This window comes from Streptomyces tuirus, assembly GCF_014701095.1.
Lineage (GTDB): Bacteria > Actinomycetota > Actinomycetes > Streptomycetales > Streptomycetaceae > Streptomyces > Streptomyces tuirus.
On sequence record NZ_AP023439.1, the window covers coordinates 5,662,701 to 5,683,329 of the forward strand.

Sequence of the window (20,629 nt, forward strand, 5' to 3'; positions counted from 1 at the left end):
GGGCGCCGCGTGTGCATGTCGGGGTGCGGCGCCGGTGCTCGCGTGCGACTCCCCACTATGCCCGTGGAGTTGAGGGCGTACCGGGGTGGGGCGGTGAAGGATTCCGAGAGCCCCGGGGCCGGGTCCTGTGAGCAAGTGGCCCGGGGTGCGCCGCCCCACCGGCAGCGCGATTCAGCGGCCGGTCAGCGGTTGGCGTACTTCTCGCTGACCGAGTCGTACACACCCTTGGCCACGTCGCCCAGGCGTGGTCCGGCCAGCCAGCCCGACGTCACCGGGCCGATCGAGGTGTTGGACACCAGCGCCGGCTTGCCGTCCGAACCGGTCGCGACCCAGCCACCACCGCTCGAACCGCCGGTCATGGTGCAGCCGATGCGGTACATCGTCGGATCCGACGCGGCGACCGACAGCCGCCCGGGCCGGTCCTGGCAGCGGAACAGCTTCTGCCCGTCGTAGGGCGGCGCGGCCGGGTAGCCGATCGCCGTGACGCTCTTCACCTGCGGCACCGCGGGCGCCTTGAAGTCGACCGGCAGCGCCGAACCGACCATCTCCTCCAGCGACTTGCCGCCGCTGCCCTTCTCCGGCGTCACATGGATGACCGCGAAGTCGTACGGCGCGCCGTCACCGCCCGTCGAACCGCCCTGCTCGATCCACTGGTCAGAGGTCTGCGCCCAGTCGCCCCACCAGACACCGTAGGGAGCGACGTCCTCGCGGGTGGCGTTCTCCAGCTCCGCCACCGGCTTGCCGTCGTCGTTGTACGACGGCACGAACGCGATGTTGCGGTACCAGCCGCCCTTCTTGCCCGCGTGCACGCAGTGGCCCGCCGTCCAGACCAGGTTGGACTTGCCCGGGTGCGCCGGGTCCTTCACCACGGTCGCCGAGCAGACCGCCGAGCCCTCGGGGGAGTCGAAGAACACCTTCCCGGCCGTGGCGGCGTTGGCGTGGTACGACGGCGGCACGGCCTGCGCCTCGACGGGCTCGGGCGTCGGGTCGGTCACACCCTGGTCGCCGGAGAGGTCGCTGTCGTCGACGCCCTGGTCGGGCTCCTCGGCCTCCCGCATGCGGTCCGGGTTCCAGAGGCCCTCGATGATCGGGTTGATGTACTCGTGGGCCTCGCGCAGCCAGTCGTCCCGGTCCCAGTTCTTCCAGGCGCCGTCCCTCCACTTGTCGACGTCGATCCCGTGCTCGCGGAGCCGGTCCCTGATGTCGTCCGGGAGCCTGAGCTTGCCGTCGTCGGATGCGGTGGCCGACGCGGAGGCCTCCCCGTCCGCCGTGGCGTCGCCCGACTCGCAGGCGGTGGCGGTCAGCGCGAGCGCCGAGGCGAGGGCCACCGCGGCCAGCACGGGGGAGTTCCCGCGGCGCGCCCTCCCTCCTCGGCCGGTATGGGACGACGGTCGTGTGGATCGCATGATCTGACTCCCCCTGGTACGGAACGAACGTGGACGAACCGGCTTTACGCCCCCAATTCCCGCTGCCTCGCGGGAACTTCGGGGCGACCTCACGGTGTCCGGGAACGGCATCACACCCTATGCGGTGGCTGTGGGGACCATCCGACGGATCCGCAACAGTTCCGTCACGGAAAGGATCTTGAGGCAACCCGTAACCCCGTGAGTGATCCGGGGTTGGTAGCGGATGGGGGGCCTGCTGTCTGGATGCGGTCCTTTGTGCCCGTGCCCAGTGGGAGGTCTTGGAAGCCGTGGCGGAATCCACCTATGGGGGGCGTGCGTCCGAGGAGGCCACTGTGGGGTGTACGCAGGTGAAAACCGTCCTCGGAGGGGCCGCCGCCGACCACACCGCCCCCGCCCAGCGCTCCACGCCCGAGGGAGCCCCGCGCCGCCAAGGCGCACGCGAACCCGCCGCCCGGACCTACGCCCGTGCCCTGCCGATCGTCCCGGTGCGAGCCCGGGGACTGACCATCGAGGGCGCGGACAGCCGCCGTTACCTGGACTGCCTCTCCGGCGCCGGCACACTCGCCCTGGGCCACAACCACCCGGTCGTCCTGGAGGCGATCCGCAAGGTCCTCGACTCCGGTGCACCCCTGAACGCCCTCGACATGGCCACACCCGTCAAGGACGCCTTCCTCGACGAGCTGGTCCGAACCCTGCCGCCAAGTCTCGCCGAGCGGGCGCGGGTGCGGTTCTGCGGACCGGCCGGCAGCGAAGCCGTCGAGACCGCCTGGGCGCTGGCCCGCGCGGCGACCGGACGGAGCGGTCTCCTGACGTTCACCGGAGCCGGTCGCGGTGGCACCGCCGGAGTCCTCGACGATCCGTCCGCGAACACCCGTGACACGCGGATGGCCCGCCTGCCCTACCCGCAGGACTACCGCTGCCCCTTCGGCGTCGGGGGTGAGCACGGGGCCGATCTATCCGCCCGCTGGACGGCGTCCCTCCTCGACGACCCGGGATCCGGGATGCCGCTCCCCGCCGGGATACTCATCGAGCCGGTCCAGGGCGAGGGCGGCGTGATCCCCGCACCGGACTCCTGGCTGCGGCGCATGCGACAGCTCACCAGCGACCGGTCCGTCCCGCTGATCGTCGACGAGATGCAAACGGGCGTGGGGCGGACCGGCGCCTTCTGGGCGGTGGAGCACAGCGGCGTGACCCCCGACGTGATGGTCCTTTCCAACGCCATCGGCGGCAGCCTGCCGCTGGCCGTCGTGGTCTACCGCGACGACCTCGTCACCCGGGAACCCGGCACCCCCGCCGACGCCTTCCCCGGCAACCAGCTCGCCATGGCAGCCGGCACCGCGACCCTCGCCCACGTCCGCGAGAACGCCCTCGCCGACCGCGCGGCGACCCTGGGAGCGCGCTTGCTGAGTCAACTCCGGCAACTGGCCTCCGATTTCGGGTGTGTAGGGGATGTGCGGGGGAGGGGACTGATGATCGGGGTCGAGCTGGTGGATCCGGACGGAGAGGGAGAACCCGGCTTCACAGGGGGCACCGGCACTGCGGAGGGCGGCGTGGCGGCGTCGGTGGTGCCCGGCAGTGAACGCCGACCGCTCCCCGCCGCCCCAGAACTGGCTTCCGCGGTCCAGCGGGAGTGCCTGCGGCGCGGCCTCATCGTCGGACTCGGCGGCCCTCACGCGAGCGTCGTGCAACTCCTCCCTCCTCTGACCATCACCGACGAACAGGCGGCGGCCGTACTGGACCGCCTCACCGACGCGGTTCGGGCGGCGGCCCGGTGCCGAGGGGGTGGCGCGGCAGCCGCACCGTGAACGCGGCGAGCGCCAGTGGTGTCGGAGTCCACGCCTTGCCCGGGCATGGGTGCCGGGGTGCCGGTCCGACCGTTGCCCGACCAGGGGACCAGGGGACCAGGGGACCAGGGGACCAGGGGACCAGGGGACCAGGGGACCAGGGGACCACGGACCTGGAGACGTGGAGACCTGGACACCTAGGGACCTGGCGACCAGGCCACCGGGTGGCCAGGTGGTCAGGACCCGGCCCGTACGCCCACCCGCTGCGCGACTTCGCGCCCTCTCCGCCCCCGCCGAGCCGAGCGGAGCTCCCCGGCCCGCCGCCCCCACCCGCATCATCCGGAACCACCCCATGAGGTACCTGTCGTGAACGCCACCCCCCACCCCGACGACCCCACTCCGACGCCTGGACAAGGCTCCGTCAGCGCCTGGCCGGCGGGGACATCGCCGAACCCGCGGATCCCTCACCAGCGGCCGGTCGACAAGCCCGCCCCGGGGCTGAGCGAAGGCCCCGACGGCGACCCTCTGGAGCATCCCGACCCGTACACCGTCGCCCAGGCGGCCGCCGTGGAGAACCTGCTCCGCTGCTGGGCGCGCGAGACCGATCAGGCCGCCCCGGCTGACGGCGTCCTGCGTATCCCCCTTCCTGCCAGCGGCACGACTCTCCTCGCGCCGGTCCGCTACTGGTCCCCGACAGGCTGGCACCGCTTCGGCCCTCCTCGTCTCGCTGATGCGCCCCACCACGCCCCACCGGCCGACGCCGTCACGATCGCCGCCCTGTTCACGAGGGAGACCCCCTCAGGCGGCTCCGGTACCGGACTCGCTCATGACTCCGTTTCCACCGGCGCCCCCAGCCCCGCCACCGCCGGCTTCGGCGACGGCGCCGGGCTCGTCGCGGGCGTTGCCGACTCCCTCCGCCGGGTCGCCGGTTTCGTCACCGCCTGCAGGGAAGCCCCGGCCGACGGCCCCGACCTCTTCCTCTCCGCGGAACAGGCACTCGTCCTCGGACACCCCCTGCACCCGAGCCCCAAGAGCCGCGAAGGCCTCTCCGACACCGAAGCGCTCCGGTACTCACCCGAGTTGCATGGCTCCTTCCCTCTGCACTGGATGGCTGTCGCTCCCTCCGTTCTCGCCACCGATTCCGCCTGGACCGAACGCGGACGCTCCGCCGCCGCGCCCCGACTCACCGCCCGCCTCGCCGGGACAGCACCGGCGCTGCCGGACGGGTACGCCCTCCTGCCCCTGCACCCTTGGCAGGCCCACCAGATCCGTCACCGTGCGGAGACCGCTGCCCTGCTCGACGCCGGACTGCTCCGCGACCTCGGCACCCACGGCCCTCCCTGGCACCCCACCTCCTCCGTACGCACCGTCTACCGAACTCACGCCCCCGCGATGCTCAAGCTCTCGCTGGGCCTGCGCATCACCAACTCCCGCCGTGAGAACCTCCGCAAGGAACTCCATCGCGGCGTCGAGGTCCACCGTCTGCTCCGCAGCGGCCTCGCCCAGCAGTGGCGGGCCGTGCACCCGGGCTTCGACATCGTGCGGGACCCGGCCTGGCTCGCCGTGGACACTCCCGCCGGCGTCCCGGTGCCCGGACTGGACGTGGTGATCCGCCACAACCCGTTACTCCCTTCCGACGACGTCTCCTGCGTCGCAGGCCTCCTCTCGCCACGCCCGTGCTCCCCGACCCCGCTGGAGGGCGTCCCTGGGCGTACGGAGGAGCACGGCTCGGCCCTGCGGTCCCGGTTGGCTGAGGTCGTCACCCGCCTCGCCCGCCGTACCGGCCGGCCCCGCGGAGCGGTCGCCGCAGAGTGGTTCCTGCGCTACCTCGCGCACGTGGTGCGTCCCGTCCTCTGGCTGGACGGTGAAGCCGGCATCGCCTTGGAGGCGCACCAGCAGAACACCCTGCTCCTGCTGGACCCCGACGGCTGGCCCATGGGTGGTCGTTACCGCGACAACCAGGGCTACTACTTCCGGGAGTCCCGGCGCGCGGAGCTCGACGCCCGGCTGCCCGGCATCGGAGAACGGAGCGACACGTTCGTCCGTGACGAGGTCACCGACGAGCGGCTCGCGTACTACCTGGCGGTCAACAACGTGTTCGGCCTCATCGGCGCGTTCGGCGCCCAGGGGCTGGCGGACGAGCGGCTGCTGCTCGCCGCCTTCCGCCGCTTCCTGGGGGACGTCGCCTCCGGCCCGGCCCCGCTGCGCACCGCGCTGCCGGCCCGGTTGCTCGACTCACCCGTCCTGCGCTGCAAAGCCAACCTGCTGACCCGGCTGCACGGCCTCGACGAACTCGTCGGCCCGGTCGACACCCAGTCCGTCTACGTCACCATCGCCAACCCCCTGCACTCCTGAGCGCCTTGCTCGTCCCTGACCACTGCTGACCTGCCTCCTTCCTCACTGAGGACATGCCCACTCCCCGCCATGAGAGGAGCGTTCGGTGCCTCCCGCCGATCCGATCGCCGAAACCGGTATCGCCGCCCCTGTCATGGCCGAGGTGGCCTGTGGTGCCGGGGATCGGTCCAAGTCGCCGGATCCCGGCAGGGCCTTCGGCGAGGACCCGGCATCACGCTCTTCCTCCGACCCCTGTTGTCATGACGACCTCCTCGACCGCGTCGCCCAATGGGGCTCGGTCGACACACCCGCAGGCGGGTTCCACCTCGCCCCCGTCAGTCTCGAACGCGACCTTCCGCTCATCACCCGCTGGATGAACGACCCCGCCGCCGCGGCGTTCTGGGAACTGGCCGGACCGCAGGAGGTGACGCAGGACCACCTGTGGGCCCAGCTCGTCGGCGACGGGCGCAGCGTGCCGTGCATCGGTGTTCTGCACGGAGCGCCGATGAGCTACTGGGAGATCTACCGGGCAGATCTGGACCCTCTGGCCCGTCACTACCCGGCCCGGCCTCAGGACACGGGGATCCACCTTCTGGTCGGTGCGGCCACCCATCGTGGGCGCGGCCTCGGGGGTCTGCTGCTCCGGGCCGTGGCCGATCTCGTTCTCGCGGAGCGCCCCTCCTGCACACGTGTCATCGCTGAACCCGACATTCGCAACACCCCCTCCGTAGCCGCATTCCTGACCGCCGGATTCCGGTTCTCCGCCGAGGTCGACCTGCCCGCCAAGCGGGCCGCCCTCATGGTCCGAGACCGGTCCCTCCAGCATCTGCTGTAGCGCTGCGTCACCGCGCTATCACTCATTGAACGCAGCCCGTCCCGCCGCAGTTCCCTCCCGCCGCACGAATCTTCCGAGCAATTCCGCGACGACCTCGTTCGGCAGTCCCGCCACGACCTCGTTCGGGCAGTCCCGCCACGTCCCCGTCCGCGTAGCCGATCGGCCCGTCCGCAGCAGCCCACAGCTCGCCGCCCGCCGCCCGCAGCCCACCTCCACCAATCACCGAGGAGCCGACGGCCTTGATCCCGACCCCCGTCCCCACCCCCGTCCCCGCCTTGATCGCCCCTTTGTCAGTGCAGGGTCGTAGGGTGGTCGCGCTATGACGAAGCCCTCACTCCCCGAACTCCTGCATGCTGCCGTCACTGCCGTCGGCGGTACGGAGCGCCCCGGTCAGGTGGCCATGGCCGAAGCCGTCGAGAAAGCGATCGACGACGGCTCCCACCTGCTGGTCCAGGCCGGCACCGGTACCGGCAAGTCGCTGGGCTACCTGGTGCCCGCGCTCGCGCACGGGGAGCGAGTGGTCGTCGCGACCGCCACCCTGGCGCTGCAGCGTCAGCTGGTGGAGCGCGACCTTCCGAGAACGGTCGACTCGCTGCACCCCCTGCTGCGTCGCCGCCCGGAATTCGCGATGCTCAAGGGCCGGTCGAACTACTTGTGCATGCACCGTCTGCACGAGGGAGTCCCGCAGGACGAGGAGGAAGGCCTCTTCGACCAGTTCGAGGCCGCCGCGCCCACCAGCAAGCTGGGCCAGGACCTGCTCCGGGTGCGCGACTGGGCCGACGAGACCGAAACCGGCGACCGTGACGACCTCACGCCCGGCATCTCGGACCGCGCCTGGGCCCAGGTGTCGGTGTCGTCGAGGGAGTGCCTGGGCGCCTCGAAATGCGCGTACGGCGCGGAGTGCTTCGCCGAGATGGCTCGCGAGCGGGCCAAGCTTGCCGAAGTCGTTGTCACCAATCACGCGCTGCTCGCGATCGACGCCATCGAGGGGGCCCCGGTCCTCCCGCAGCATGAGGTGCTGATCGTCGACGAGGCGCACGAACTGGTCTCCCGGGTCACCGGAGTCGCCACCGGCGAGCTCACCCCGGGCCAGGTCAACCGAGCGGTGCGCCGTGCGGCGAAACTCGTCAACGAGAAGGCCGCGGACCAGCTCCAGACCGCGGCCGAGGGTTTCGAGCGGCTGATGGAGCTGGCGCTGCCGGGCCGCCTGGAGGAGATTCCCGAGGACCTCGGTTATGCCCTCATGGCGCTGCGCGACGCGTGCCGCACGGTCATCTCCGCGATCGGCACGACCCGCGACAAGTCCGTCCAGGACGAGGACGCCGTCCGCAAGCAGGCCCTGGCCTCCGTGGAGAACGTGCACGACGTGGCGGAGCGCATCACCAACGGCTCCGAGTGGGACGTCGTCTGGTACGAGCGCCACGACCGCTTCGGTGCCTCCCTGCGCGTCGCCCCCATGTCCGTCTCCGGTCTGCTGCGGGAGAAGCTCTTCGCGGACCGTTCCGTGGTCCTCACGTCCGCGACGCTGAAGCTGGGCGGTGACTTCAACGGTGTGGGCGCCTCCCTGGGGCTGTCCCCCGAGGGCACCGAGGGCGACGACGTCCCGCAGTGGAAGGGCATCGACGTCGGCTCGCCCTTCGACTACCGCAAGCAGGGCATCCTCTACGTCGCCAAGCACCTGGCCCGTCCCGCGCGGGACGGCGACCGTGCGGACATGCTCGACGAACTCACGGAGCTGATCCAGGCGGCGGGCGGCCGCACCCTCGGCCTGTTCTCCTCGATGCGGGGGGCTCAGCTGGCCGCCGAAGAGCTCCGCTCCCGGATCCCCGAGTACCCGATCCTCCTCCAGGGCGAGGAGACGCTGGGCGAGCTCATCAAGAACTTCGCGGCCGACCCGAAGACCTGCCTCTTCGGCACGCTGTCGCTCTGGCAGGGCGTCGACGTCCCCGGACCTAGCTGCCAGTTGGTCGTCATGGACAAGATCCCGTTCCCGCGCCCGGACGACCCCCTCATGAGCGCCCGGCAGAAGGCCGTCGAGGACGCCGGCGGCAACGGTTTCATGGCGGTCGCCGCCACTCACGCCGCGCTGCTCATGGCTCAGGGCGCCGGCCGGCTCGTGCGGGCGTCGGGGGACAGGGGTGTGGTCGCGGTCCTCGATCAGCGTCTGGCGACGGCCCGGTACGGGAGCTATCTGAAGGCGTCACTGCCCGACTTCTGGTTCACGACGGACCGTAACCAGGTGCGGAAGTCGCTGGCGGCGATCGACGCCTCTGCCCAGCAGACGGCAGCCGGGCAGACGGACGACGCCTGAGCCGCGGGCCCGGCCTGTGGATCAGCCATAGGCCGGCCGTCGGCCCTCACCACACGACTCCGTGGGGCCCTGATCTGTCCCCGAACAGCGCAGGGCCCCGGAACCGGCGCAGAGGTCCCGGGGCCCGGTCAGAGGGCGGGCCGATAGGGCCCACCCGACGCGGTGCGCGCTGTCAGACGCGTCGCAGAACGGCCACCACCTTGCCCAGGATGGTCGCGTCGTCGCCGGGGATGGGCTCGTAGGCCGCGTTGTGCGGCAGGAGCCAGACATGGCCGTCCTCGCGCTTGAAGCGCTTGACGGTGGCTTCGCCGTCGAGCATCGCGGCCACGATGTCGCCGTTCTCGGCGACCGGCTGACGACGCACCGTGACCCAGTCACCGTCGCAGATCGCGGCCTCGATCATCGAGTCACCGACGACCTTCAGGACGAACAGCTCACCGTCGCCGACGAGCTGGCGGGGGAGGGGGAAGACGTCCTCGACGGACTCCTCGGCGAGGATCGGGCCACCGGCGGCGATACGGCCGACCAGCGGCACGTACGACGCGGCCGGCTTGCCCGCGGTGTCCGTGGGCTGCACCGAGGCGGCCTGGTCGGAGCCCCGCACCTCGTACGCGCGCGGGCGGTGCGGGTCGCGGCGCAGGAAGCCCTTGCGCTCCAGAGCCATCAGTTGATGTGCCACGGAGGAGGTGCTGGAGAGGCCGACGGCCTGACCGATCTCCCGCATGGACGGCGGGTAGCCCCGTCGCTGCACTGAGTCCCTGATGACCTCGATCACGCGGCGCTGGCGATCGGTGAGTCCCGAGCTGTCCGCCCGGATACCGGGGGGTCGGCCCGGCAGGGAGCGCTTGTGCCCCTCAGGGTTCGTGGCTTCGTTCATCGCATGCACCGGCTCCAGTCGGCCCTGGGAGCGGTCCTGGGCAGCGATGGCGGCACTGTCTGCGGTGGTGGTCACGTCGGCCCCTCTCGATGGTCTCCCTGCTGGACAACGGTAGTTGCTTTCGAAAGGTTGCGCCAAACACACGTTCGAGTGAAAAATCGCGAATCACCGGGCGCGATCATGTGTCCGGGTGTATTGGCGGCCGTGCCACCTGGCGGGCAAAAGGGCCCATTGCTGTACTCTTCACCGCCGGGGTGATCACTCGTGGACTGGTGCCCCAGTCTGCCATCCGGCATTCCCCTGCCCTGGGACCAGCCTTCATCTGCGCGGGAGTCCCACGTCCCCTCCTCGCGGCGCCCACGGTATCTCCGCATGTGCCGCGGCGATACGGCTGTGCAGGAACGGATCGTCCGTGTCCCGGAAAAGCCGTTCGTGGCGGTGCCTCCGCCCGTGTGCTGGGCCGGTGGCGCCTGGCCCGTCGCACGCCACCTGCGCCTACGCGCGCGACACGCGGGAGTGGTGTCGATGTATGAGCCAATCCCCACATCTAGTGGTTGGATTGCATCAGCAGCCCAGAAGTTGTGGTCCCCCGGGTCTTGAGTCTCATGGTCATCGCCTATGCTTGGGGCTGCTTCGTGGGGCGCAAGAGGTCCGGCGAGGCTATTGAGTCTGCTGTGAGGAGGGTTGGGAGTTCATGCACTGCCCCTTCTGCAGGCACCCCGACAGTCGTGTCGTCGACAGTCGTACGACCGACGACGGCACATCGATCCGCAGGCGCCGCCAGTGCCCTGACTGCTCCCGTCGTTTCACGACCGTGGAGACGTGCTCGCTCATGGTGGTGAAGCGGTCCGGAGTCACCGAGCCCTTCAGTCGTACGAAGGTCATCAATGGAGTGCGCAAGGCGTGCCAGGGGCGGCCCGTCACCGAGGATGCGCTCGCCCAGCTCGGCCAGCGGGTCGAGGAGGCGGTGCGGGCCACCGGAAGCGCCGAGCTGACCACCCACGACGTGGGGCTGGCCATACTCGGCCCGCTGCAGGAACTCGACCTCGTCGCCTACCTGCGATTCGCCTCCGTCTACCGGGCGTTCGACTCGCTCGAGGATTTCGAGGCGGCCATCGAGGAACTCAGGGCTCAGACGGGACACTCCGGCGCGGACGACGAAGACCGCGAGAACACGGCCGCGGGGGGTCAGGAAGACGACCGCGGGGCCGGAGGGGCGGAACAGGTCCCCCAGCCCGCCGGCGCCGCCGACTGACCGGTGGGCCGGACCCGGAAGGCAGCTCCGGGCCCGGCCGGGCGGCGGCGATGTGAAGACCTGTTGCGGGTGACGTGAGTGGGTGCCCGCAACACCAGACAGAACAACGTGCCACGGGAACAACGGGGCACTTCAGGGCGTTTTCGCCCGTACAGGGAGGCGGCATGACAGAGACGGCGAGCGGTCCGGCACGGAGTTCCCGCGCCAAGAGCGCCAAGGCGAGCAAGGGCCTGCGTGTCGAGCGCATCCACACCACCCCCGGGGTCCACCCCTATGACGAGGTGGCCTGGGAGCGCCGTGACGTCGTCATGACCAACTGGCGCGACGGCTCGGTCAACTTCGAGCAGCGCGGCGTCGAGTTCCCCGACTTCTGGTCGGTGAACGCGGTCAACATCGTCACCAGCAAGTACTTCCGCGGCGCCGTGGGCACCCCGCAGCGCGAGACCAGCCTCAAGCAGCTGATCGACCGCATCGTGAAGACGTACCGGAAGGCCGGTGAGGACTACAAGTACTTTGCCTCGCCCGCCGACGCCGAGATCTTCGAGCACGAGCTGGCCTACGCCCTCCTGCACCAGATCTTCAGCTTCAACAGCCCCGTCTGGTTCAACGTGGGCACGCCGCAGCCCCAGCAGGTCTCCGCCTGTTTCATCCTGTCCGTCGACGACTCCATGGAGTCGATCCTCGACTGGTACAAGGAAGAGGGCATGATCTTCAAGGGCGGCTCCGGCGCCGGCCTGAACCTCTCCCGGATCCGCTCCTCCAAGGAACTGCTCTCCTCCGGTGGAAACGCCTCCGGCCCGGTCTCCTTCATGCGCGGTGCCGATGCCTCCGCGGGAACGATCAAGTCCGGTGGCGCCACCCGCCGCGCCGCCAAGATGGTCGTCCTCGATGTGGACCACCCGGACATCGAGGACTTCATCGAGACCAAGGTCAAGGAAGAAGAGAAGATCCGCGTTCTGCGCGACGCCGGTTACGACATGGACCTGGGCGGCGACGACATCACGTCCGTCCAGTACCAGAACGCCAACAACTCGGTCCGGGTGAACGACGAGTTCATGCAGGCCGTCGAGCAGGGCGGCAAGTTCGGCCTGCGCGGACGGATGACGGGCGAGGTGATCGAGGAGGTCGACGCCAAGGCGCTCTTCCGTCGGATCGCCGAGGCTGCCTGGGCCTGCGCCGACCCCGGCATCCAGTACGACGGCGTCATCAACAACTGGCACACCTGCCCCGAGTCCGGCCGGATCACCGCGTCGAACCCGTGCAGCGAGTACATGCACCTGGACAACACGTCCTGCAACCTGGCCTCGCTGAACCTGATGAAGTTCCTGAAGGACGACGGCAAGGGCAACCAGTCCTTCGAGGCCGAGCGCTTCCAGAAGGTCGTCGAGCTGGTCATCACCGCGATGGACATCTCGATCTGCTTCGCGGACTTCCCGACCCAGAAGATCGGCGAGAACACGCGCGCGTTCCGCCAGCTCGGCATCGGCTACGCCAACCTCGGCGCCCTGCTGATGGCCACCGGTCACGCCTACGACTCCGACGGCGGCCGCGCCCTCGCCGGCGCCATCACCTCGCTGATGACGGGCACGGCGTACCGGCGCTCCGCCGAACTCGCCTCGGTCGTCGGCCCGTACGACGGCTACGCCCGCAATGCCGACGCCCACAAGCGCGTCATGAAGCAGCACTCGGACGCCAACGACAAGGCCGTCCGCATGGACGACCTGGACACCCCGGTGTGGGCCGCCGCCAGCGAGGCCTGGGGAGACGTGCTGCGCATCGGTGAGAAGAACGGTTTCCGTAACTCTCAGGCCTCCGTGCTCGCCCCGACCGGCACCATCGGCCTGGCGATGTCCTGCGACACCACCGGTGTCGAGCCCGACCTCGCGCTGGTCAAGTTCAAGAAGCTGGTCGGCGGCGGCTCGATGCAGATCGTCAACGGCACCGTCCCGCAGGCCCTGCGCCGCCTGGGCTACCTGGAAGAGCAGATCGAGGCGATCGTCGCCCACATCGCCGACAACGGCAATGTGATCGACGCCCCTGGTCTCAAGCCCGAGCACTACGAGGTGTTCGACTGCGCCATGGGCGAGCGGGCCATCTCCCCGATGGGCCACGTCCGCATGATGGCCGCGATCCAGCCGTGGATCTCCGGCGCCATCTCCAAGACGGTCAACATGCCGGAGTCGGCGACCGTCGAGGAGGTCGAGGAGATCTACTTCGAGGCCTGGAAGCTGGGCGTCAAGGCGCTCGCGATCTACCGCGACAACTGCAAGGTCGGCCAGCCCCTCTCCGCCAAGACCAAGGAGAAGGAGAAGGCGGAGATCACCGAGAAGACCGAGGAGACCATCCGTACCGCGGTCGAGAAGGTCGTCGAGTACCGCCCGGTCCGCAAGCGCCTGCCGAAGGGACGTCCCGGCATCACCACGTCCTTCACCGTCGGCGGTGCCGAGGGCTACATGACCGCCAACTCCTACCCGGACGACGGTCTCGGTGAGGTCTTCCTCAAGATGTCCAAGCAGGGCTCCACCCTCGCGGGCATGATGGACGCCTTCTCCATCGCGGTCTCCGTCGGTCTCCAGTACGGCGTGCCGCTGGAGACGTACGTCTCGAAGTTCACCAACATGCGCTTCGAGCCGGCCGGTATGACGGACGACCCGGACGTGCGGATGGCGCAGTCGATCGTCGACTACATCTTCCGCCGCCTGGCGCTCGACTTCCTGCCCTTCGAGACGCGCTCCGCGCTCGGCATCCACTCCGCCGAGGAGCGCCAGCGCCACCTCGAGACCGGGTCGTACGAGCCGTCCGACGACGAGGTCGACGTGGAGGGGCTGGCCCAGTCGGCACCCCGCGCCCAGGAGCTGAAGGCCGTTGCCGCTCCGAAGGCCGAGGAAGCGGTCAAGCCCGCCCCGCAGCAGGCGCACACCAGCGCCGAACTGGTGGAGATGCAGCTGGGCATCCAGGCCGACGCCCCGCTGTGCTTCTCCTGCGGTACGAAGATGCAGCGCGCCGGTTCCTGCTACATCTGCGAGGGCTGCGGCTCGACCAGCGGCTGCAGCTGACGCCGAACGCCTGAGCCGATGACGGAGGGGCACCGCCTGCGGGCGGTGCCCCTCTCGTCGTACGTGCCTCGTCCGCGGCCGGGTCAGGGCCGGTGTGCCGCGCCCATCGCCCTGGTGAAGTCCACGGGATCGCCCTCGAAACCACGGAGTCCGGAGCGGAACTCCCACGGGCCGGAGCCCTCCCGGACGAACTCCGCGACCGTCGCCGCCGTCGCGCCCAGGACATCGCCGAAGTCGCCCTCCGCCAGGACGGTGTACCCCTCACGGATACGCAGTCCGGGGTTGCGCACACTGACGAACGTGCGTTCCGCCGGGCGCTGCTGAATGACGACACCCACCACCACGCGCGCGTAGCGGACATCGAGCCGGTCGAGCTCCAGCATCATGACTTCGTCGTAGCCGAAGCCCTGACCGTCCTTGCTGTCCCGGTTGAGCGTGATGGTGCCGTCGGGGGAGCGGCTGTCGAAGTGCACGACGTACGCCGCGTCCCCGTGCGGGTCGCCTGCCGGATAGGTCGCCGCGACCAGGTCCAGATCGGTGGACGGCTGCCCCGCCGGGCTGGGATCCCACCGCACCGCGATCTCGACCTTGCGAAGCCCCTTGTTGAGCCCGTCCACCAGAGTCCCCTTCCCCGTACGACCTGTCCGTCGGCCCCAACTGCCGGGCGCACATGACTGTTTGTCCATCCTGCCACGCGAGGGGGCGCGGGCGTGGGAGAGCGGTCCAGCCGAGAGTGACCGACGCCACGCTTCCTGGCCTTACCATGGCGCGGTGCTGGTCAAGTGGATTCGCTGCACCGTGGTGGACCGCCGCGGTTTCGAGCGGGGGCAGCGGAAGTGGGCGGGGCTTCTGGGGGAGCCGGGGTTTCGCGGACAGGGGGGTGGCTGGAGCCGGCGGCGGCCGGATGTGGCGCACATCTTCGCGTTCTGGGAGAGCCGTGCCTTCTACGACTCCTTCATGGCACGGTCCCACGACCGGCTCGCGTCGACCCAGGCGGGGACGTTCAAGGACGCCCAGGTCAGACTCTTCGACTACCGCTTCGACGTGAAGACCGGTTTCGAACCGCGCTTCACGGACGCCGACCTGCTCCGGGTGGCGCTCTGCCGCATCCATGAGGAGAGGGCCGAGCACTTCGTGCTGATGCAGGAGAAGGTCTGGAACCCGGCGATGGCCGGCTCGCCCGGCATGGTGCGCGGGCTGTTCGGCGAGGCGCCCGGAAACGAGTTCATGGTGCTGTCGATGTGGCGCTCGGCCGCCGAGCACGGCAAGTATCGCACGGAACGGGTGGAGCGGCTCGCCCTGAGGGCTCAGACGGAGGCGGACGTGGCGGCGCTCACCGGGGACGTCGTGGACATGGAATCGAGCTGGACGGTCTGATTCCGACCGGCCTCGCCGGCTCCTCCGGATGCTGCGACTTCTCTGGATACTGCGATACGGGTCCTGTCTGGATACTGCGATACGGGTCCTGTGGCACCGGATGGGCGCGGACGGAACCATTCCGCCCGTACAAGCGTGCGACCGATGTGACCTGTGGTGCACGAAACGTGTGACCTACGCCGTATGGGTGCGGGGGAAGTGCTCCACCCGACCTCACCCGATCTAGGGTCTTGGCATGGCACGACCACGGCGCATCGTCCTTGTCCGGCACGGCGAATCAACGGGCAATGTTGATGACTCCGTCTACGAGCGTGAACCCGACCACGCCCTGGCGCTGACCGAGCGCGGTCGGCGGCAGGCGGAGGCGACGGGAGAGCAGCTGCGCGAGCGGTTCGGCGACGAGCACGTCAGCGTGTACGTCTCCCCTTACCGCCGTACGCACGAGACGCTGCGCGCGTTCCACCTCGACCCCCGACTCATACGGGTGCGCGAGGAACCCCGGCTGCGCGAGCAGGACTGGGGCAACTGGCAGGACAGGGACGAGGTCCGTCTCCAGAAGGCCTACCGGGACGCGTACGGCCACTTCTTCTACCGATTCGCCCAGGGTGAGTCCGGTGCCGACGTCTACGACCGGGTCGGCGGCTTCCTGGAGAGCCTGTTCCGCAGCTTCGAGGACCCCGACCACCCGCCGAACGTCCTCATCGTCACCCATGGCCTGGCGATGCGGCTGTTCTGCATGCGGTGGTTCCACTGGACGGTCGCGGAGTTCGAGTCATTGTCGAACCCGGGGAACGGCGAGGTGCGGATGCTCGTTCTGGGGGACGACGGCAAGTACACGCTCGACCGGCCGTTCGACCGTTGGCGAGATCCCGAGCCCTATGGGATCACCGGATAGAGTGGCAGGGCGATGACCGCTGATTCCTCCCCCGACGTGCGCCTGGAGCGCGCCCTGGCCTGCCTGCGCGGACTGTCCGTCGGGGACGCCCTCGGCTCCCAGTACTTCGTGCCGGTGAACTACCCGCTGCTCAAGCGTCGAGAGGTGCCCTCCGGACCGTGGCAGTGGACGGACGACACGGAGATGGCCGGCTCGGTCGTCGCCGTCCTGGCCGCCCACCACCGCATCGACCAGGACGCCCTGGCGCACTCCTTCGCCGAGCACCACGACTTCGACCGGGGCTACGGTCCTGCGGTCAACCGTCTGCTGCGGCTCGTCCGGGAGGGCGGCGACTGGCGGGAACTGGCCTCCGCGCTCTTCAAGGGGCAGGGCTCCTGGGGCAACGGCGCGGCGATGCGGATCGCTCCGCTGGGGGCCTGGTACGCGGACGATCCGGAGCAGGCGACCCACCAGGCGGAGATCTCGGCCTACCCCACCCACCAGCACCGCGAGGCCGTCGTCGGGGCCATGGCCGTCGCGGCCGCAGCCGCGTTCGCCGCCGCCCCCGAGGGGCCGCCAGGAGCCGAAGCCCTCCTCGACGGGGTCATCGACCTGGTACCGAAGAGCGCTGTGGGCGCGGGACTCCGCAGGGCGCGGGACATGCTCGACTACGGCGACCCGGGCACGGTCGCCGCGGTACTGGGGTGCGGGCGGCGGACGACCGCCCACGACACCGTGCCCTTCGCCCTCTGGTCGGCGGCGAGAAGCCTCGGCGACTACGAGCGGGCGTTCTGGACGACCGCCCAGGTCGGCGGGGATGTCGACACCACGTGCGCCATTGCCGGCGGCGTCATCGCCGCGGGGAAGGCGGGGGCGCCGCCCGCCGAATGGGCCGAGCGGACGGAGCCGCTCCCGGACTGGGTGCCCACGTCGGCCTGACGCAGGACTCGCCCTCCGTTTCGGAAACTCTCCGTACATCCTGGGAACTCTCCGTGATCGGCCGTCCGTTGTTCCCATATCCGCTGTGTCAGCGGTCGGGGCTTGCGCAACCCGGACGTCCGGGTTCGTGGAGAGGGGGTGGTCATGGAGGTTCTGGTCGCTGTTCTGATCCGCTGGTGCGGCGCTGTCGCGCGTCGTGCGGGTCGCTCGAGGGTGGTCTTGCTGCCGGTCTCGCCGTGCCGCCCGCGACCCGCCCCTGCGCAGTGGGGCACGAACCGGCCCGACAGTCGCCGACGGGCCTCTGCTGCTCCCGCCGGCGAGGCGCCGGAGCCGGTTCGCGGTGCTCCGTCGGCCGAGTCCCGGTCCGGCAGAACCGGAGAGTGCCTCCAGGTCGCTCCTGCGGACCCGGATCACCAACCAGGCCGTGGCCAGGGCGAGGACGGCCATCGCGGCGGCCGGGATGAACGCCGTCGAGATGCCGTGGGCCAACACCTCGTGCCCCCAGGGAGCGGGCAGCTGGTGCGTCCTGGCGAACTCCGCCTTCTGCTCCGCCGTCCCCTCGGCCATGAACTGCGGAAGCTGCTTCTCGGCCTCGTCCTTCGTCGCCGTGCCGAAGACCGTCGTGAGGATGGACAGGCCCAGCGATCCACCCACCTGCTGCGTCGTGTTGAGCAGCCCGGAGGCCGCGCCCGCCTCGTGCGGAGCGACGCCGGAGACGGCGGTGAGCGTCAGCGTCACGAAGTTCAGCCCCATGCCGAAGCCGAACACCAGCATCGGGCCGAGGACACCACTGACGTACGAGCTGTCGGAGCTGATGAGTGCCTGCCAGGCCAGCCCGGTCATCGCGAGCGCGGAGCCCACGAGCATGAAGGGCTTGGGGCCCAGGACCGGCAGGAATCGCTGGGACAGACCGGCGCCGAGCGCGATCACGACCGTCACGGGCAGGAAGGCGAGCCCCGCCTGGATCGGGCTGTATCCGAGCACGTTCTGCACGAACAGCACGATGTAGAAGAACATGCCGAACATCGCCGCAGCCAGGCTCAGCATGATCACGTACGTGCCCGAGCGGTTGCGGTCGGCGAACATGCGCAGTGGGGTGATCGGCTCCTTGGCCCGGGATTCGATGATCCCGAAGGCGAGCAGCAGCAGCACGGCGGCTGCGAAGGACCCGATGGTGAGGCGGTCCTTCCATCCCTCGTCCGCGGCGCGGATGAAGCCGTACACGAGGGACGCCATGCCGGCGGTCGAGGTCACGGCGCCGGCGATGTCGAAGCGGGCGGAGTGCCGTTCGGACTCGTTGATGTAGAGCGGGGTGAGCACGGCTATCAGCACACCGATCGGCACGTTCACGAAGAGCACCCAACGCCAGTCGAGCCACTCGGTGAGCATGCCGCCCGCGAGCAGGCCGATGGCGCCACCGCCCGCGGAAACCGCGGCGAAGACACCGAAGGCCCGGTTGCGCTCCGGCCCCTCGGGGAACGTGGTGGTGATGAGCGCCAGCGAGGTGGGCGAGGCGATCGCGCCCCCCACGCCCTGCAAGACCCGGGCGGCCAGCAGCTGCCACGGTTCCTGGGCCAGCCCGCCGAGCAGCGAGGCCAGGGTGAACAGGAGGATGCCGGTCATGAAGACCCGGCGCCGTCCGAGGATGTCACCGGCGCGGCCGCCGAGGAGCAGCAGGCCGCCGAAGGTGAGGGTGTAGGAGCTGACGACCCAGGTGAGGTCGGTGGTGCTGAACTCGAGCGCTGCTTGAATGTGCGGGAGCGCGATGTTCACAATCGTCGCGTCGAGTACCACCATGAGTTGGCAGGCCGCGATGACGGTGAGCGCGATGCCGGGGCGTCCTTGGCGGCGCGCCGCGCCTGGCTTCTGATCTTGGAGCAATGGAGAGGTTGTCACTATGGGTCCCCCACGAGTGCGTTAGTGAACGCGGGCGTTCACTGCCGCGCCTACGGTAGTGAGTCCCCGACAGTGAACGCAAGCGTTCACTTAAGACGTCGTCGGTCGGCACGTCCCCCTGTCTGGCCGTCCGGCGCGTCCCCCATCCCCGGAATGCCCGCTTCCTCTGCTCGTTGGAGAGAGTCAGATGGTTACCCCCAGCTGGGCGGATGCCCCCGCTCAGACTGCCGCCCGCCGCCGCGGCGCGGTCCTCGAACGTGCGATCCTCGACGCCGCCCTCGATCAACTCAGCACTGTCGGCTGGAACGGCCTGACGATGGAGGGTGTCGCCGCCGGCGCCCAGACCGGCAAGGCCGCGGTCTACCGGCGGTGGCCGTCCAAGGAGGATCTCGTCGCCGACGCCCTGCGTGCCGGGCTGCCGCAGTTCGACGCGGCGCCGGATGAAGGAAGCGTGCGGCAGGACCTCTTGGCACTGTGTCTGCTGGCGCGTGACGCGATGTTCTCCCGCCCGGGCTTCGCGCTTCGCTCGGTAATTCACGAGTGCGACACGGCGCAGGCCGAACGCTTCCACGGCGTGATCTTCGACGGGGTCGTCGAGCCCACCATGAAGATGTTGCGAGAGGTCGTCGACCGCGGGATCAAGCGCGGCGAGGTGCGTCCCGAGGCCGCCAACAGCTATGTCTTCGACGCCATACCGGCCATGATGATGTACCGCTCCAAGATGTGCGGTTGTGAATGGCAGGACAGTGAAGTCAAGGAGATGATCGACCAGTTGATGGTTCCGCTGCTGCGGCCGCATGGTGCCTGACGCTGTCGGCGAGGAGGCTTGTGCTCGAATCGAGCGACGGCCCGCGCCGCGGCCGGACGATGCTCGATGGACGCTCACGAGGGCGGAGGGGCCGCCCTGGCGGACCGGGGTGTCGCGGGCGGTTCCGGGCGGCGTAATCTAGGTGCGCCATGCCGTACGAACCGCCTACTCACACCGTCGAGCGCTCCCTTCGAGCCACGACCGGAGCGAAGATCGTTGCAGGTGTCGACGAGGTGGGCCGCGGCGCGTGGGCCGGTCCCGTCACCGTCTGCGCGGCGATCACCGGACTGCGCCGTCCGCCCGAGGGGCTCACCGACTCGAAGCTGCTCACCATCAAACGACGCACCACCCTCGCTGAGGAACTGCGGACCTGGGTGACGTCGTACGCACTGGGTCATGCCTCGCCGGAGGAGATAGACGCTCTGGGGATGACGGCCGCGCTGCGGCTCGCCGCGGGACGTGCGCTGGACGCACTGCCCGTGCGTCCCGACGCGGTCATCCTCGACGGCAAGCACGACTACCTCGGTGCGCCCTGGCGGGTCCGCACGGTGATCAAGGGCGACCAGTCGTGTGTGGCGGTCGCGGCGGCCTCGGTGATCGCCAAGGTCCAGCGCGACAAAATGATGGCCGAACTGGGTATCGACCATGCAGACTTCGGTTTTGCGGACAACGCCGGGTACCCATCGCCCGTGCACAAGGCCGCACTGGCGGAGCGGGGCCCCACCCCCTACCACCGGTTGTCGTGGGCGTATCTTGATGCGCTGCCCCAGTGGCGGCACCTCAAGAAGGTCCGCAGCTGGGCGGACGGAAGTGTTCCGGAGATCGAGGGGCAGCTCGGCTTCGATTTCTGACGGTTTCGTTTGCGCACATGCGCCAC

The 20,629-nt window shown here is 69.8% G+C and carries 14 protein-coding genes and 1 pseudogene; 11 read left to right on the plus strand and 4 right to left on the minus strand.

What is annotated here, in order from left to right; translation table 11 throughout:
• Positions 1–182 precede the first annotated feature (182 nt).
• Positions 183–1,406: a trypsin-like serine peptidase gene (locus IGS69_RS26055; protein ID WP_190902913.1), complete on the minus strand. Its 1,224-nt coding sequence runs from the start codon at positions 1,404–1,406 to the stop codon at positions 183–185.
• 347 nt (positions 1,407–1,753) lie between these two features.
• Here IGS69_RS26055 and IGS69_RS26060 point away from each other — a divergent pair, with 347 nt between their 5' ends.
• From IGS69_RS26060 to IGS69_RS26075, 4 genes are all read left to right on the plus strand, one after another.
• Positions 1,754–3,211, plus strand: coding sequence for an aminotransferase class III-fold pyridoxal phosphate-dependent enzyme (locus IGS69_RS26060; protein ID WP_190904645.1), 1,458 nt, complete (start codon positions 1,754–1,756; stop codon positions 3,209–3,211).
• Positions 3,212–3,556: 345 nt separating this feature from the next.
• Positions 3,557–5,545, plus strand: coding sequence for an IucA/IucC family protein (locus tag IGS69_RS26065; RefSeq protein WP_190902914.1), 1,989 nt, complete (start codon positions 3,557–3,559; stop codon positions 5,543–5,545).
• An 85-nt stretch (positions 5,546–5,630) separates the two neighbouring features.
• Positions 5,631–6,359, plus strand: a complete 729-nt coding sequence (locus IGS69_RS26070) for a GNAT family N-acetyltransferase (protein ID WP_232543643.1) — start codon at positions 5,631–5,633, stop codon at positions 6,357–6,359.
• A 319-nt stretch (positions 6,360–6,678) separates the two neighbouring features.
• Positions 6,679–8,670: an ATP-dependent DNA helicase gene (locus IGS69_RS26075; protein ID WP_190902915.1), complete on the plus strand. Its 1,992-nt coding sequence runs from the start codon at positions 6,679–6,681 to the stop codon at positions 8,668–8,670.
• Positions 8,671–8,842: 172 nt separating this feature from the next.
• Here the strand turns inward: IGS69_RS26075 and lexA are convergent, their stop codons facing one another.
• The gene (lexA, locus tag IGS69_RS26080; protein ID WP_031108030.1) at positions 8,843–9,622 is read right to left on the minus strand and encodes a transcriptional repressor LexA; all 780 of its coding nucleotides are present in this window, start codon (positions 9,620–9,622) and stop codon (positions 8,843–8,845) included.
• 619 nt (positions 9,623–10,241) lie between these two features.
• Between lexA and nrdR the strand changes: the two genes are divergently transcribed.
• Complete coding sequence (nrdR, locus tag IGS69_RS26085; RefSeq protein WP_190902916.1) at positions 10,242–10,802, plus strand: transcriptional regulator NrdR; 561 nt, start codon at positions 10,242–10,244, stop codon at positions 10,800–10,802.
• A 164-nt stretch (positions 10,803–10,966) separates the two neighbouring features.
• Entirely contained in the window at positions 10,967–13,858 is a 2,892-nt protein-coding gene (locus IGS69_RS26090) for a vitamin B12-dependent ribonucleotide reductase (protein WP_190902917.1), read from the plus strand.
• Positions 13,859–13,941: 83 nt separating this feature from the next.
• Here the strand turns inward: IGS69_RS26090 and IGS69_RS26095 are convergent, their stop codons facing one another.
• Complete coding sequence (locus IGS69_RS26095) at positions 13,942–14,475, minus strand: TerD family protein (protein ID WP_190902918.1); 534 nt, start codon at positions 14,473–14,475, stop codon at positions 13,942–13,944.
• A gap of 154 nt (positions 14,476–14,629) precedes the next feature.
• Here IGS69_RS26095 and IGS69_RS26100 point away from each other — a divergent pair, with 154 nt between their 5' ends.
• The 3 genes from IGS69_RS26100 (at position 14,630) to IGS69_RS26110 (ending at position 17,048) form a co-directional block, all read left to right on the plus strand.
• Complete coding sequence (locus tag IGS69_RS26100) at positions 14,630–15,235, plus strand: YdbC family protein (protein ID WP_190902919.1); 606 nt, start codon at positions 14,630–14,632, stop codon at positions 15,233–15,235.
• A 235-nt stretch (positions 15,236–15,470) separates the two neighbouring features.
• On the plus strand, positions 15,471–16,130 hold the full coding sequence (locus IGS69_RS26105; protein WP_190902920.1) for a histidine phosphatase family protein: 660 nt from the start codon (positions 15,471–15,473) through the stop codon (positions 16,128–16,130).
• 12 nt (positions 16,131–16,142) lie between these two features.
• A complete protein-coding gene (locus IGS69_RS26110) occupies positions 16,143–17,048 on the plus strand; it encodes an ADP-ribosylglycohydrolase family protein (protein ID WP_190904647.1) in 906 nt (301 codons plus the stop codon).
• Between the two features lie 351 nt (positions 17,049–17,399).
• On the opposite strand, the pseudogene IGS69_RS26115 reads toward IGS69_RS26110, so the two are convergent.
• A pseudogene (locus IGS69_RS26115) lies at positions 17,400–18,944 on the minus strand (MFS transporter); the annotation flags it as partial.
• 187 nt (positions 18,945–19,131) lie between these two features.
• Between IGS69_RS26115 and IGS69_RS26120 the strand changes: the two are divergent.
• Both IGS69_RS26120 and IGS69_RS26125 read left to right on the plus strand, forming a co-directional pair.
• Positions 19,132–19,752 (plus strand): TetR/AcrR family transcriptional regulator, encoded by a 621-nt coding sequence (locus IGS69_RS26120; RefSeq protein WP_190902921.1) that lies wholly within the window; start codon positions 19,132–19,134, stop codon positions 19,750–19,752.
• 149 nt (positions 19,753–19,901) lie between these two features.
• Positions 19,902–20,603, plus strand: a complete 702-nt coding sequence (locus IGS69_RS26125) for a ribonuclease HII (RefSeq protein WP_030845438.1) — start codon at positions 19,902–19,904, stop codon at positions 20,601–20,603.
• The last annotated feature ends 26 nt before the right edge of the window (positions 20,604–20,629 follow it).